General features: G+C 37.6%; 16 protein-coding genes. 11 read left to right on the plus strand and 5 right to left on the minus strand.

The annotated features are described in order from the left end of the window. The first annotated feature begins 288 nt into the window (after nucleotides 1-288). Together J0M15_11160 and J0M15_11165 are read left to right on the plus strand one after the other, a co-directional pair. Nucleotides 289-837 carry a hypothetical protein gene (locus J0M15_11160; GenBank protein ID MBN8537602.1) on the plus strand — a complete coding sequence of 183 codons (549 nt, stop codon included), beginning with the start codon at nucleotides 289-291 and terminating at the stop codon, nucleotides 835-837. 273 nt (nucleotides 838-1,110) lie between these two features. Next, entirely contained in the window at nucleotides 1,111-2,100 is a 990-nt protein-coding gene (locus J0M15_11165) for an NAD-dependent epimerase/dehydratase family protein (GenBank protein MBN8537603.1), read from the plus strand. 9 nt (nucleotides 2,101-2,109) lie between these two features. Here J0M15_11165 and J0M15_11170 read toward each other — a convergent pair whose 3' ends face one another. Then, nucleotides 2,110-2,679 carry a hypothetical protein gene (locus J0M15_11170; GenBank protein ID MBN8537604.1) on the minus strand — a complete coding sequence of 190 codons (570 nt, stop codon included), beginning with the start codon at nucleotides 2,677-2,679 and terminating at the stop codon, nucleotides 2,110-2,112. An 80-nt stretch (nucleotides 2,680-2,759) separates the two neighbouring features. Between J0M15_11170 and J0M15_11175 the strand changes: the two genes are divergently transcribed. The 5 genes from J0M15_11175 (at nucleotide 2,760) to J0M15_11195 (ending at nucleotide 7,977) form a co-directional block, all read left to right on the plus strand. Further along, a complete protein-coding gene (locus J0M15_11175; GenBank protein MBN8537605.1) occupies nucleotides 2,760-3,527 on the plus strand; it encodes an ATP-binding cassette domain-containing protein in 768 nt (255 codons plus the stop codon). Next, nucleotides 3,511-4,218, plus strand: a complete 708-nt coding sequence (locus tag J0M15_11180) for a GntR family transcriptional regulator (protein MBN8537606.1) — start codon at nucleotides 3,511-3,513, stop codon at nucleotides 4,216-4,218. Before J0M15_11175 ends, J0M15_11180 begins: the two co-directional genes overlap by 17 nt. 95 nt (nucleotides 4,219-4,313) lie before the next feature. Further along, nucleotides 4,314-5,534, plus strand: coding sequence for a DEAD/DEAH box helicase (locus tag J0M15_11185; protein MBN8537607.1), 1,221 nt, complete (start codon nucleotides 4,314-4,316; stop codon nucleotides 5,532-5,534). An 87-nt stretch (nucleotides 5,535-5,621) separates the two neighbouring features. Next, nucleotides 5,622-7,631 carry a response regulator gene (locus J0M15_11190; GenBank protein MBN8537608.1) on the plus strand — a complete coding sequence of 670 codons (2,010 nt, stop codon included), beginning with the start codon at nucleotides 5,622-5,624 and terminating at the stop codon, nucleotides 7,629-7,631. Beyond that, complete coding sequence (locus J0M15_11195) at nucleotides 7,615-7,977, plus strand: Hpt domain-containing protein (protein MBN8537609.1); 363 nt, start codon at nucleotides 7,615-7,617, stop codon at nucleotides 7,975-7,977. The genes J0M15_11190 and J0M15_11195 overlap by 17 nt, the downstream gene beginning before the upstream one ends. 154 nt (nucleotides 7,978-8,131) lie before the next feature. Here the strand turns inward: J0M15_11195 and J0M15_11200 are convergent, their stop codons facing one another. Both J0M15_11200 and msrB read right to left on the minus strand, forming a co-directional pair. After that, entirely contained in the window at nucleotides 8,132-8,716 is a 585-nt protein-coding gene (locus J0M15_11200; GenBank protein MBN8537610.1) for a hypothetical protein, read from the minus strand. A 188-nt stretch (nucleotides 8,717-8,904) separates the two neighbouring features. Continuing rightward, nucleotides 8,905-9,546: a peptide-methionine (R)-S-oxide reductase MsrB gene (msrB, locus tag J0M15_11205; GenBank protein MBN8537611.1), complete on the minus strand. Its 642-nt coding sequence runs from the start codon at nucleotides 9,544-9,546 to the stop codon at nucleotides 8,905-8,907. 119 nt (nucleotides 9,547-9,665) lie between these two features. On the opposite strand from msrB, the gene J0M15_11210 reads away from it, so the two are divergent. The 4 genes from J0M15_11210 to J0M15_11225 all read left to right on the plus strand — a co-directional run bounded on the left by J0M15_11210 (nucleotide 9,666) and on the right by J0M15_11225 (nucleotide 10,915). Beyond that, complete coding sequence (locus J0M15_11210) at nucleotides 9,666-9,794, plus strand: hypothetical protein (GenBank protein MBN8537612.1); 129 nt, start codon at nucleotides 9,666-9,668, stop codon at nucleotides 9,792-9,794. Nucleotides 9,795-9,961: 167 nt separating this feature from the next. After that, entirely contained in the window at nucleotides 9,962-10,375 is a 414-nt protein-coding gene (locus J0M15_11215) for a hypothetical protein (GenBank protein MBN8537613.1), read from the plus strand. A 28-nt stretch (nucleotides 10,376-10,403) separates the two neighbouring features. Further along, complete coding sequence (locus J0M15_11220; GenBank protein ID MBN8537614.1) at nucleotides 10,404-10,580, plus strand: transposase; 177 nt, start codon at nucleotides 10,404-10,406, stop codon at nucleotides 10,578-10,580. A 41-nt stretch (nucleotides 10,581-10,621) separates the two neighbouring features. Next, nucleotides 10,622-10,915, plus strand: a complete 294-nt coding sequence (locus tag J0M15_11225; GenBank protein MBN8537615.1) for a hypothetical protein — start codon at nucleotides 10,622-10,624, stop codon at nucleotides 10,913-10,915. Nucleotides 10,916-11,075: 160 nt separating this feature from the next. Here J0M15_11225 and J0M15_11230 read toward each other — a convergent pair whose 3' ends face one another. Together J0M15_11230 and J0M15_11235 are read right to left on the minus strand one after the other, a co-directional pair. Next, nucleotides 11,076-11,633 carry a heme-binding protein gene (locus J0M15_11230; GenBank protein MBN8537616.1) on the minus strand — a complete coding sequence of 186 codons (558 nt, stop codon included), beginning with the start codon at nucleotides 11,631-11,633 and terminating at the stop codon, nucleotides 11,076-11,078. Nucleotides 11,634-12,183: 550 nt separating this feature from the next. Beyond that, on the minus strand, nucleotides 12,184-13,152 hold the full coding sequence (locus tag J0M15_11235) for a hypothetical protein (GenBank protein MBN8537617.1): 969 nt from the start codon (nucleotides 13,150-13,152) through the stop codon (nucleotides 12,184-12,186). Nucleotides 13,153-13,362 lie beyond the last annotated feature (210 nt).

Below are 13,362 nucleotides of genomic sequence, written 5' to 3' on the forward strand. Positions count from 1 at the left end.
GTATAATGGCAAATTTAATCACTCTTGACACCATTCTATTGCCCCATTACTGTTTTTCAAGTTACAGTCAAGAACTAAGTAAACCGATGGAACTGAATACATGCAAAGCTCTTCTTCATCTTTTAAAAAAAGAAAACAAACTAATCTTGAGACAGCCAATGAAATGTTTAAAGATGCCTTTTTAGTTAAAAAAGCTCGCTTTTCACATCTATACCCGGAGCGGTCAGAGAAAGAACTTCTTAAATTGACTGCTGAGTATTTCAAAAAGCTGAATGAGGAAAAGTCCAAATGATAGGGTTGCTCGATGTTTTAAGAGAGGTCGTTTTAAAATTTGAAAAAGCAGGAATCGAATACTTTATGGTGGGATCAATGGCGACTATGTATTATGGCCAACCCCGCTTCACGCGAGATTTAGATCTTGTGGCACGCCTTCGTGCTCGTCAAGTTTTGGGTTTTGAAAAGCTATTCCCACTTTCTGAGTTTTATTGCCCTCCCATCGAACTTATACAAGATGAAGTTCAGCGTAAAGGAAGTTTTAATCTTATTCATCAAGAATCTGGAATCAAAGTGGATCTTGTTATTGATAAGGAAACTGAGTTCTACATCTCTGAATTTGCACGAAGAAAAAAAGTAAAAATATCTGAGGACCTTCAGGTCTATCTTGCTTCTCCAGAAGATCTGATTATTAAGAAGCTTGATTTTTACAGAGAGGGTGAATCAGAAAAACATCTGAGCGATATCCGTGATATTCTCATGAATGTTGCAGTGGATGAAGAGTATTTACAACATTGGATCAAAAAAATGGGACTCGTAAACGAGTGGAACAAAGTTCAGTGACGGCATTTTCCAAGCCTTGAAGGAGCCCACCATTTTCGGTTCTTCTGGAAAAAGTTTTGCATAGGAAGTTTAAAGCAATAATACAGGCCGTCGGCCTTTCCAATCAGAAATCGCTCCCAATAAAAGAAATGTTAAATACTGCCTGATCGCATTGATAGAAACAAAATAACCCGACAATTAAGTTAAAAATGACAATTGTTTTTGACTCGAGAAAATTGTACGATTCCAGTGGTGAGCCCTTAAAAAAGGGAGCCATTTTTCAAAGGGATTTTGATGAAAGCATTTATTACTGGAGCTACGGGATTTATAGGGACTCATGTCATTGAAGAGCTAGATAAAGATGGTTGGGAAATACGAGCATTGCATCGGTCTAATTCCAATTTAAGTGAGCTTAGAAAATGCCGTCATGTTGAGTTTGCACTGGGTGATATCACAGATATAGAATCTTTAAGAAGGGCCATTCCCGAAGGCATAGATGCTGTCTTTCATGTAGCGGGTTCCGTGGCACATTTGCCGCATTCACAAGAAAATTCTAGATATGGAATCAATCAAGATGGAACAAGGAATTTAATTGATGTTTGTTTAGAAAAGAAAGTGAAGAGATTTATTTATACGTCAACAGTGGTGACCTATGATTTTCACCAACCTGGAAAAATAACCGAAAATTTTCCAAAAAATAATTGGTGTAAAGATGCTTATGTTCACTCTAAAAAATTGGCAGAGGATGAAGTTGATAAAGGTCTAGAGAAAGGTTTGGATATTGTTTACCTACACCCTTCAGCTGTTTTTGGCGCCTATGATAAATCCACTTGGTCTAAAATGTTTCTCGAAATAGAAAGAGGTTTGCCTCTTCCCTTTGCGCCTCCGGGTGGAGGGAGCGTATGTCATGCTAGGAAGGTGGCTCGGGCTCATGTTGAAGCCTATTACAAAGGACGGCGAGGGGCTCATTATATTCTAGGAGGCCCAGATGTTTCTTGGCTTTTAGTGGCTCAGGAGATTGCTAAAATCTTAAAAAAACCAGGCCCCATTGCAGCACTTCCTGAGTTTCTTTTTAGAGCCTATGGAACGCTTGAGTTTTGGATTTCAACGTTCATTCAAAGGGAGCCGACACTAACCCCCCATACGATTGATATCTTAAGTGAACATGTTTATTCTGATTCAAGCGCTGCCATTAAAGAATTGAATTATCAACCATCAAGTCTTCAAGAAATGCTTCAAGACTGTTACCAGTGGATGGTTTCAGTAGGGATGCTAAAAAGATAACTTTATTACTTAAGTAATCAACAAATCAAAACAGGTGGACCCAAGATGAATGAGGACGGCAGGCTTGTTTTTCCATTGAAATAAAAGTTCGTTGGGATGTTGTTCGATAAAATTTTGAAAGTGTGGACATTGCAGTTCCAGCGCCCAGAGAGAATGATTTTTTCTCAGTTTTAAGAAAAGTTTTAATTCACTTTCCGCCATAGACTCATTTAAGATCGATATTAATTTAAATTTAGGATTAAGTGTCATGTAATGGGGCGGAACAAGGTAATCAGAAGGGAATTCATGTTCAAAGGGAGTAAAATTTCTTTTCTCTTTGTAGGATTCTTGGAAGCATTTTGGGTCATTCTTTTGAGAGTTATCTTTGCTCGAAAAGTAGAGGACTTCATCATGAACTTCTCTGATTTCAAGACCTTGAATTTTAAGTCCTTGAAAATTTTCTAATTCAGTATCTAGCAAACAGAGGTACTCGACATAGCCATTTTTTAGAGTTAAATTATTTTTAATGAAATGTAAGCCTGTGGTCTCAAGATGTTGAATCATACATTCTGTGAAGCTAAAACCGACTAAAGTTTTCATAATTTTGCATCATAGTCTTCTTTTCTTTGTTTGCAAGCGAGTGTAGAAAATTTACACGTCAAAAGAAAGTAGAGTTACCAATGAATCGGCCTATTATTGAGTCCAAAAATGTCACTATCGAGTTAGGTGGTGAAATTATTTTAAAAAATATATCAATGTCTGTTTTTGAAGGAGAAATCATCGTTTTGATTGGCACCAGTGGTGGTGGGAAAACGGTTTTATTAAAAACTCTGGCTGGATTAATTGAGCCCAAAGAAGGCTATGTGACCTGCTACGGTCAAAAATGGAATGAGTTATCAGTCATGGGACGACACGATCTGTCCCGTCATGTGGGAATGCAATTTCAGAAAAGTGCCCTCTTTGACGAGTTGTCCACAATTGAAAACGTGGCCTATCCATTGCGAGAACACACTCAAATGAATGAGGCAGAAGTTCAAGCGAGGGCCTTGGAATGTTTGAAAATGGTCAATTTGGAAAAGGCAAAGGACTTAGAGGCTTTTGAACTCTCTGGTGGTATGAAAATTCGATTAGGAGTGGCTCGTTCTATCGCGCTCAAACCAGAGATTTTATTTTTGGATGATCCCACCGCGGGCCTAGATCCCATTAACTCTGATGAAATGGCAGAGCTTATTTTAAAAATTAAAAATGAAATTAATGCCACCCTGATCATTGTGACCCATGACATAATGAGAGCCTATCAATTTGCCGGAAGGATATTTTTGATTGGCAATAAGAGTGTTATCGAAACAGGTTCTGCAGAGGAAACAAAAAACAGCCAAAATCCCAGCGTTCAGCAATTTATTCATGGTTGGCTAAAAGGGCCCTTAACAGATGGATCAAGTAATTAGGGATTGCGTCGAGAACCTAAGAAAGCTATATAGGGCCATGACTAATTTGGCTGATATAAAAATAGGTAGCGTGGCGGTTCTTGAGGTCGTGAGTGCAACGTCCGTGGGCGCTTTTTTAAATTGGGGTCTGCCTAAAGATTTATTTTTACCTTTTTCAGAGCAGATTTGGGAAGTGAAGCCAGGAGAAAAGGTTGTGGTTTTTGTTTATCTTGATAAGGCAGATAGAACTACGGCCTCGATGAGGTTGGAAAAAAAATTAAAAAAAACCGCTACGATTTCAGACTACAAAGTAAATGAGAAAGTAGATCTTATTTTATTTGATAGAACTCCCTTAGGATTTAAGGCCGTGGTTAATCAAAAGCATATCGGTTTAATCTATGCCAATGAGGTTTTCAAAAAATTAAACTACGCCGACGAGATGGTCGGTTTTGTTAGCAAGGTCAGAGACGATGGAAAAATTGATTTGTTACTAAATCAAATGGGTCATCAAGGTGCTGATGATGTTAAAGATAAAATTTTAGAGTTATTATCAAGTCATAATGGGTTCTATCCTTTAACGGATAAAACCGAGCCAGATGAAATTTATAAACTTTTTGGTGTGAGCAAAAAGAAATTTAAAATAGCCTTGGGAGCTCTCTATAAAACGAGAACCATTGAGGTTTTAGAAAATGGAATTCAATTAAAGAAATAATGATAATAACAATGAAAATGAAAATGAAAATGATAATTAAAGTAAAGGTTAAAAGATAATCTTAAAAAATAAATTTAGATAAAATAGGAATTTCTATGAAATCATTCACTGACTTAGGTTTATTGCCATCACTTCTCAAGACTCTTAAAACCAAACTCATTTTTACTCCCACTGAGATACAAGCTTACACCATTCCTATGTTGATGGGAGGACAATCGGTAGTTGGCGTTTCAGAAACGGGGAGTGGAAAAACCTTAGCCTATGCTCTGCCCTTGTTACATCAATTAAAAACCATTGAAACAGAAGAAGGGAACCCTATTCAAAATCCAGCATCTCCTCGGGCTATTGTGATGGTACCGACTCGGGAATTAGGTGAACAAGTGGCCAAGGTTTTTAAATCCCTCACCCATGAAACGCGCTTACGGGTGCGTCCAGCCCTGGGAGGAATGACTTTTGAACATGCAAGACGAAATATAGAAGGACAATTCGAGATTTTATTAGCGACACCTGGTCGGTTAGCTCAGCTTATCGATAGAAAATTAATTCAGTTGTCTGATGTGCGGGTGATTGTGTTTGATGAAGCGGATCAAATGATGGATCAAGGATTTTTACCTGACTCGAAATTGATTGTAAAAAATTGTCCCTCATCGGTTCAAATGGCCTTGTACTCGGCAACGATCTCTACCGCTGTTCAGGAATTGATGAACAGTTTATTTTCTTCCGCAGAAGTTTATCGAAGCACAGGAAGTGGAAAGGTCGTAACGAGCCTAGTTACCAAAAACATGATGGTAAAAGATGGAAAGCGGTGGCCACTGTTTGATCGACTGATGAGACTGCCGGTTAATGGTGGAACTTTGGTTTTTGTCAATACCCGCGAACAGTGCGATAAACTAGCTAAAGAGCTGACAGATAAAGGTTTCCTCTGCGCTGTTTACCGTGGTGAAATGGACAAAAGTGAACGACGGGCCAATTATAAAAAATTTCGCGACGGTAAAATCGATTTACTTATTTCTACGGATTTAGCAGGAAGAGGACTTGATCTCGAACACGTGGGAAGAGTCATTAATTACCATTTACCACAGCAAATGGAAAACTACTTACACAGAGTGGGTCGAACGGCGCGTGCTGGCCGTCCAGGTTTGGTCGTAAATCTTGTTACTGAAAGAGACCAACGATTAATAGATAAACTGACGAAAGTCCCCACGACCAAGGGCAAGACCATGACCAAGATCACGACTAAGACCACGACTAAGGACAAGGACATGACCAAGGGCAAGACCATGACCAAGTTTAGGAGCTTTCGAAAAAAAAAGTAAATTCGATTTAAAATCGTAAACTTTTTTTACCAGGAAATTAAATTCCTCGACTTTAAATTTTTGAAAGTCATTCCGAGGAATTAGACTGTGAAGAACAGCAAAAAAGATCCATCTAAAACCCTTGAAGTCGTTTGCATCGATGATGAACCAGATATCTTGGAATTCTACAAATATATTTTGGAGGAAAACCATCAGTGGCCAGTGGTTACTTTCAGTTCTTCTTTACAAGCTAAAGCGTATGTTGAAAAGAATTTTGACAATATCGGAGCCATCATCTGTGATAATAAGATGCCAGATATGGATGGCCTTTCTTTGTTGAAAGAAATCTCTTCACGTTTTGGCAATATTCCTTTTTTACTTGTATCAGGAAATGTTGAAAAGCAAAGCTTAGAAGAATTTGGAGAAAAAATTTCGGGTTTTTTCCCAAAACCCATAGAGATAAAATCAATTCTTGAAGCGGTAACAAATTTAGTTTCTAAAACGAAGATTAACAACATAGAAAAATTGGAAATGGGTCGTGATTTCGCAGATGAGGCCATACCGAAAGTTTTTGAGTTGGAAAAACGACTCTTACAGCTTGAAAGCTCACCTAAAAATATTGAAAACATACAAGCTATTTATCGCATTCTTCATACCTTAAAAGGAACAGCCGCCAGTGTTGGGTTTGCCTACTTGGCAATTTTTAATCACGATTTCGAAGCGAGATTGTTGCCAATTCGTGATGGAATGGAGGAGATGACACCTCTGATAGTCACTAACTTTTTGTCTGCCCAAGCACATTTGTTAAACTTTTTTTTAAAACTAAAGCAGGGCGAGTTAGTCGAATTAACACCTTTCGAAGAATTTTTAAAAGGCACAGCGACGGCAAATCAAACCCCCTTAGAGGGGGAAGCTGCCTACGCTAGTAAAATAAGTGTTGATGTTACCATTTTGAATAGCTTTTTGGAGGGGGTTGGTGAACTGACCATTCTACGAAATCTTCTTCTGCAGAAAATTGAAGCTATGGGCAATTCCCACAAGGAAAGCCAACAAAATATGAGATTTCTAATTAGCATTTTGAGCGAAATGAACAAGACCCAATCGAGCATGCAAAAAAATGCGACGGAGCTATTAAAGATACCCTTTGATAGCCTGTTGCCCTCTCTAAGGCGTAATGTAAGGGACCTGAGCATGAAGCTTGATAAAAAAGTCAGTGTCGATGTGATTGGTGAAAGCGCCTTATTCGATCACAACGCATTGCAGGCCCTATCTGATTCCATGGTTCATTTGCTCAGAAATTCAGTAGATCATGGAATTGAACACTCCGCCGAAAGGGTAGCGAAGGGCAAGTCCCAGGAAGGTCGAATTATAATTCAAATCAAAGAGGTCGATAAAAAATCCATAATTACCATTTCCGATGATGGAAAGGGTATCGACCCTGTGAGGGTAGGTCAAAAAGCCATTGAAAAACAGTTAAAAACAGAGGCTCAAATTAAAGGAATGAGTGTTCAGCAAATAAATGCATTGATTTTTGAGGCAGGTTTTAGCACCGCAGAAGCCGTCACGGAAGTATCTGGCCGAGGCGTTGGTATGGACATGGTAAAAAAATCCATTCAGGCGATCGGAGGCAGCGTCCTTGTCAGTTCTGAAATGGGTAAAGGCACTACCTTTGAGATTCAGATACCTAAAAATCAATCTTTGCGAATTATCAAAACGATCATCGCGAGTTCGGCAGGGATCGGTAGATTTACAATTCCTTTTGAAGAAGTCCTTACTATGGAAAAAGCCAAAGATGTCATCCGCGATCAGCGAATTCTTAATCGTCAAGGAAAAGCTCATGTGCTCTATGAAGGTGAGTTTATTTCTACCCTACAGCTGTCCGAGATTTCTCCTACGGCAATTATTATTCTATTACAAAAAGAGATTCAGCGATTTGCAGTGGTTGTCGATAATATCGAGTCCACAGAGGAAACAGTCATACGTGAATTGGACAAATGGGCAATGAATATTGGTTTTTTTAATAAGGCCGCCATTTCTGGAAGCCACGGGACTTTGTTATTTTTAGATACGAATACTATTAATAAAATGATTGGAAATCTATATGAGCGAGCAGGATAAAAAAATAATTCAAGAGCTTCAAGAACAATTTTTTGAAGAATTCAACGATTTATCTGCTTCCACGGAAATATGCTTAATGGAAATGGAGAAAGCTGAAAACCTTGAACACCAAAAAACATTATTAAGAAACTTGCATTCAATAAAAGGAAGTTCACGAGCTGTAGGGTTTGAATCGCTCGCTATTTTTACACATCATCTAGAAACTCGAATTTCAGAGTCGAAAAAAAAATTTGATTTCAATTTTTTGTTTCAAGCCCTTGACCTTATGGTCGAACACATAAAATTACTCAAGCAGGATCGCACTGATGAAGCGGATCAGGTTCTTAAAAAGAAAATAAATTCTTGAGGTTGTTGATTTAATAAATTTCATTCAGAGATCACTCTTTTCGCGACATCGGTCTAGTTGAATTCTGATCTTTTCAATAATCTCATCTCGACCAGCAAGCTCTGGCATGAGCGTACCAGCTCCAGGGGAATAGGGATTGGTTCTTGGGTCCATTTTAAACAATACTTTCCCAAGGATAAATGGGAACTTTTTCTAAGACAAAGCGGTTTTCCCCACCAAATAAAATGATCGGATTAATTTGACAAGTCGGAAATTTTTTTCTCAGAGAATCGAAAATAAGTAGGTCTCGCTGATCAACATGTTCTGAGAAAATCACCTTAACCGCGGTCAATGATTGTCCTGACTGATTGACAAAATGAACTGGTTGACTTCGTAAAGATTTGAAAAAGTAAATCTTATCATCAAAAATTCCTTTGTAACTCAATTGAGATTTCAGTTCTAGATAAATCCAAGTTTCAATTTTTTTTGCCAAGGGCGCATTCAGAAAATCAAGCAACCCGACGTCACATAAATAAAAGATGGGTTTACCAGCAGATTTTGAAATGGGCTTAACCTCATTAATTACAAATAGTTTTTGTAAAGCCTTCAGGTGACGGTGAATCACTGTTGTGGTTTTACCAAGGGCCCGGGATAAGTTTATCGCAGAGGCCTCTTGAAGGTGTGCTATTTGAAATAAAATACCCTCAGCAATATCTGAATCTAATTTTTTATCAGAAAACTGAAATATGTCTCTGGTCACAGTGAGGTCGATCCAGTCTTTTAATAAGGATTTTCTTTCAAGTTCTGATTTGACAACGAATACTCCGGGAAGTCCGCCCTTTTTAAGATAACGAAAAACCTACCATACCATCATTTACATCGAAATCTGTGGCTTCAAGTTTGGCGTTTGAATCCACAAAGGATACATTTTTGTTTCGTATATTAGGACTATTCCTTATAAGGTTTTTTAAGTGCTTTATCTAATTCTTCTTTTGAAAAAAGCTTAACATACTTCTTGTAACCCATTTCTTCCATCTTTTCTAAGGGAATAAATTTTAGAGATCCTGAGTTAATACAATACCTCAGACCATTAGAACCTGGACCGTCGTTAAAAACATGTCCTAAGTGAGAATCTGCTTTTTTCGATCTGACTTCTGTTCTTTCTAAGCCATGAGTAACATCCTTCTTTTCTAGGATTCTTTCTTCAAGTAATGGCTTAGTAAAACTGGGCCATCCACTACCAGAATCAAATTTTTCATTGGAGCTAAACAAGGCTTCGCCAGAGATAACATCTACATACAATCCAGGATGTTTATTGTTCCAATATTTATTGCTAAACGGTGCTTCTGTTGCATTTTGCTTAGTAATTTTAAACTGCTCAGGGGATAAAATCTTTCTCAATGCTTCATCATTTTCAGGTAGTGAGCAAACTTCTCCATCTTTTTCTTTCAAAGAGACCTCCATTTGACTTCTTTTAAGAGTTGTTTCTTTATTTAAGTTTAACTCATTTGAATTTGAATACCTAAAAAAAATTGAAAATAAAATAATGATTGCCACGCAAGATTCCTCAGCTAAATAGTTATCTTCCATTAATTCATCATTTATAGATTTTTCCAAGCTTTAATGAATATGTCCAATCCCATTTTTTTGAATAAGCTTTTCTAATTAGTTGTCGTTGTGTCGTGATTAAAGGATTGTGGAAATTCAGAGTGTCATTGCCGAATGGTTTTTTGTTTTTAGCTGACAATGGAGTGCATGGATCTGAACTCTGGAAATCCGACGGCATCGAGCATAGAATTGTCCTTCAGTTATTTGTTATGTGGGACGGTCGGGATTAAGTTTCGGTGGCAAACTTTTGTACGCCTTTGTGGGAAATTATTTCAATCAAATCAGTTTCATAGCCAGCCACAAAAAAAAACTGTTATAAGCACCTTGCAATTTAACAATAGTTAATGGTGGAGTTCAAAAAAATTTGAACTCCAAGGATAAACTTAGGGAGTTACTTATGAGAAATTTTTTGACCATCGTTTTAGTTATGTTTTTTGGTATGCTTGCTCATGCATCGGAATTGGATTGTACATCAAAATTAGACGGCTCTGGGAGTGTATTTCGTGTATTCAGTTTTATGTCTAAGCCAGGTTTTCTATCTCAGTCAGAAAGAGTTTTACAGCTTGGGTATTACGACAAAAAAACTGGTTCTGAGCAATGGCGTCGTCAATTTGAATTGGTTAGTACAACAATTGACGGGGACTTTCTTAGAATTCGCGGTATCCGAAAATCAATATCTGGTAGATTTGATTTGGAAATCAATGTAAGCATTGATTTCAGAAATCGACAAGCTAAAGCAGTGGTATCTGGCGATGTCAGAGACTATTCATACGATCTAATCTGCTCAAGTTTACTTCAGTCTGCGAGATAATTTTCTAGAATTATTTTAGTTGCTTTACATGTTTTTTGTTGAGCCTCACTTGATTTTTTTTGAGTTGCTTATTCAGAATGGTGGAGGATATCGAAAACTCACCCACTACTTGAGAAGAATGTATGGAGTTAAGATCAACAAAAAGAAGGTTTACCGTCTTTGTCGTGAGAATGGAAATATGCTTCCAAGGGGTGTAAAAAAATAGTTAAAAGACAAACACCAATTAGCACAATTCCTGGCACAGTGATGGTGAAAGATGTCAATCCTGGTTCAGCGAGTGCTAAGTCAGCACCGACCTCAATAGCCGTTTTTCCAACTCATATGCTAATGATTTTAGATGACGGAGTTCATGGTAATGAGCTTTGGATAACTGACGGCTCTTCGACAGGAACCTATATGGTTGATGATACTAATCCAGGGATTAGAAGCTCGGATCCATATTATGTGCGTTCAACAAGCTCAAATAAATTATTTTTCGTTGGAGATGATGGTGTCCATGGCAAAGAGTGGCTTGGGAGCATAGGAAATTTAAAGAATTAGAAATCGCTGTGTTTGTAAAGGATATGGCGTTCAAAGAAGGCCTTCTAAAAATGAAAATTCAGGTGGTGACTACCATCTGCTTTTTGATCTTCGAAGGGGTCCAAGTTTTTTTGTGTTGGTTATCCGTTGGCGCCAGCAATAAGGATATTTGGACTGGAAATCAACGAACGACCTCAAGCCAAATTTCATTTCGTCTTAAAAACCATATCTGAAAGGGAGAGTTAAATCGGGCAAAGATAGGCGCGCCAATCGTTTTTACATTATTTTTTAAAAGTTCTGATGTAAATTCGGCAAGTTTTGATTTAAACCGACTCTCTGACCAAGAGCCTGAATAGCTATAAACTGCGACTCTACGAGGTTCAATTTTTCTTAAATGGACTCGAGGATCATTAGGTTCGGGAAGTGTCTCTAATGTATAGCTGTCCGGCATAGTGAATTGAACCAGCTGTCCGCGCAAATCTTGGATTTGACTAACAGGAGCGGTCATCTCAATTTTTTCAGAAGTTGGTTGTTGAGCCACAGGTGCCGTCATATTGATTTTCGCCTTCGATTTGTTTTTGCCAAAAATATAGTCGGCTAAAATTCGAAAGGCTTTGTTCCCGGCCTCGTCGAAATCGGCCTCAACCACAGTTTCCGCGACGGTTGTGGATTCGTAAAGTCGGATTTCGAAATGATCATTTTTGCTTTCAACGCTATATTTTGGTTCGGTGACTGCCATGGCTACTCCAGAATAGAAGATTAAGAAAATAAGCTTAAACAATTTGAACCTCCATGGCCATCTCTGTTTTTAATGAATTAATAATTAAACCTGAGCTGAAGAGATTTTCTGCCAGCACTGGGTAATTTCCGGTCATGATTGATCTCCGCAGAACAAGATAGACAGATTCCATCGAAAAAAGCAACGGCAGTTTGTGTTTTCATATTGTCATTTCACACATAGTTCATGTTAAGTGCTATGGCTATGAAACCACCAAATCGCATAAAAGGATTGGAGTAATCAAATAATTTTGGGTCGTAAAATTAGAAGAATCGTTTCAGTTGATGAAGCATCCTTTATTATCAAATCAAAATTTGATGACGGTTACCCTTGGTAATGTTGGTCTTGGTTCAGTATTTTCTAAACCTATAAATTTATCTGCAGAAATAATTAAATGTGGATTGTTTACTAAGCGATAATTAGGACTGGGTTTACAAATTTGATCAAGCTGGGATTCAAACATTGATCAGTCGGGTCAATGAAAATTTCAAAAATTGGCACGAACTATTTTTTATTTTTCTTTTAGTACTTTGCTAAGATTTTCTGAGAATCTTACTAATTCATCATCTGTTTTTTTAATGTATCTATTAGGCGGTAAGTTTTCCGATATCGATTTCAATTTCATTTGTAGAGAGGCAATCATAAATTGGGACTTTTCTTTATTATACCTGGCTTCTTGGGTTCTCTCGGTTTTCAGATATATCGTTAGTGCCTTTGCAATATTTAATATATTTTCTTTTGCCATTTCAGATAGAGGAATGATGGACATTGTAAAACTTTCGAGACATTTTTCAGCAGAATCCATATCATCCCAAAGTCTAATTAATAATTGAGGTACATCTGGATTTTCTCCAAGGTACTCATTTGTGGAAATGCAGTGATAATAGGTTACCTTTCTATCTATTCCTTTATAAGAGGGGTTATCATTAGCAGTTTCATGTTCATTTAAACCATACTCCGATAAAGTATTTCTTTTATATGCTATGGTGAACGGACTTTCTTTATTCTGATTTGGTTTTTCATAAACAAATTCTTCAGACAGATAAATAAAGGAATGTTGGGCATGATGCTGTTGTCCTTCTCCTGCCATGGAAATCAATCCCAAATCTCCAACTGATGGTTTTTCCTTTAGACCTCGTTTTTTGCATAGATCTGAATTCATGTAGAAACTGATTTCTTCACTGGTTGTGTAGCGCAAGTTTGGTAGTATTCGCATGTAGACTAATCCTGCGTTATGACAATTTGGGCCACCTTCGGAGGAGTTTTTGCCAAAATAGTTCTTAATGTTTTCAGGAAGACATTGAGAAACTTCTATCGAGCACTGTTTGTTTTGTTCGACAAGATTTAACTTGCAAGTAATGGCATCGGTTTTTTGTTTCCAAGAAAGAATGGATTGGGAAATACTCTGAACCTCCTTGCATTCATTAGATTTTACAAAGACAAGAGTTCCTTGCCGTTGTATTTCAAAACTACAGACCATAAATGGCCAAATTGCGGCAAGTTGAAGGTAAATTAGTTTTCTGAAGGTCATGGTAGTTAAAGAATAAACGATTATCTAAAAGTTGAACAAGTTAAGTTAGGCCATCTGGATCATTGTATGGAAAAACATTGGAGAATTTAATAATCTCTTAGTGGATTCAAAATGGTGAATTCGACACTTTCTGCCTAAATAGCATAATTGATATCGCCA

Source organism: Deltaproteobacteria bacterium (genome assembly GCA_017302835.1).
Taxonomy (GTDB): domain Bacteria; phylum Bdellovibrionota; class Bdellovibrionia; order Bdellovibrionales; family Bdellovibrionaceae; genus UBA2316.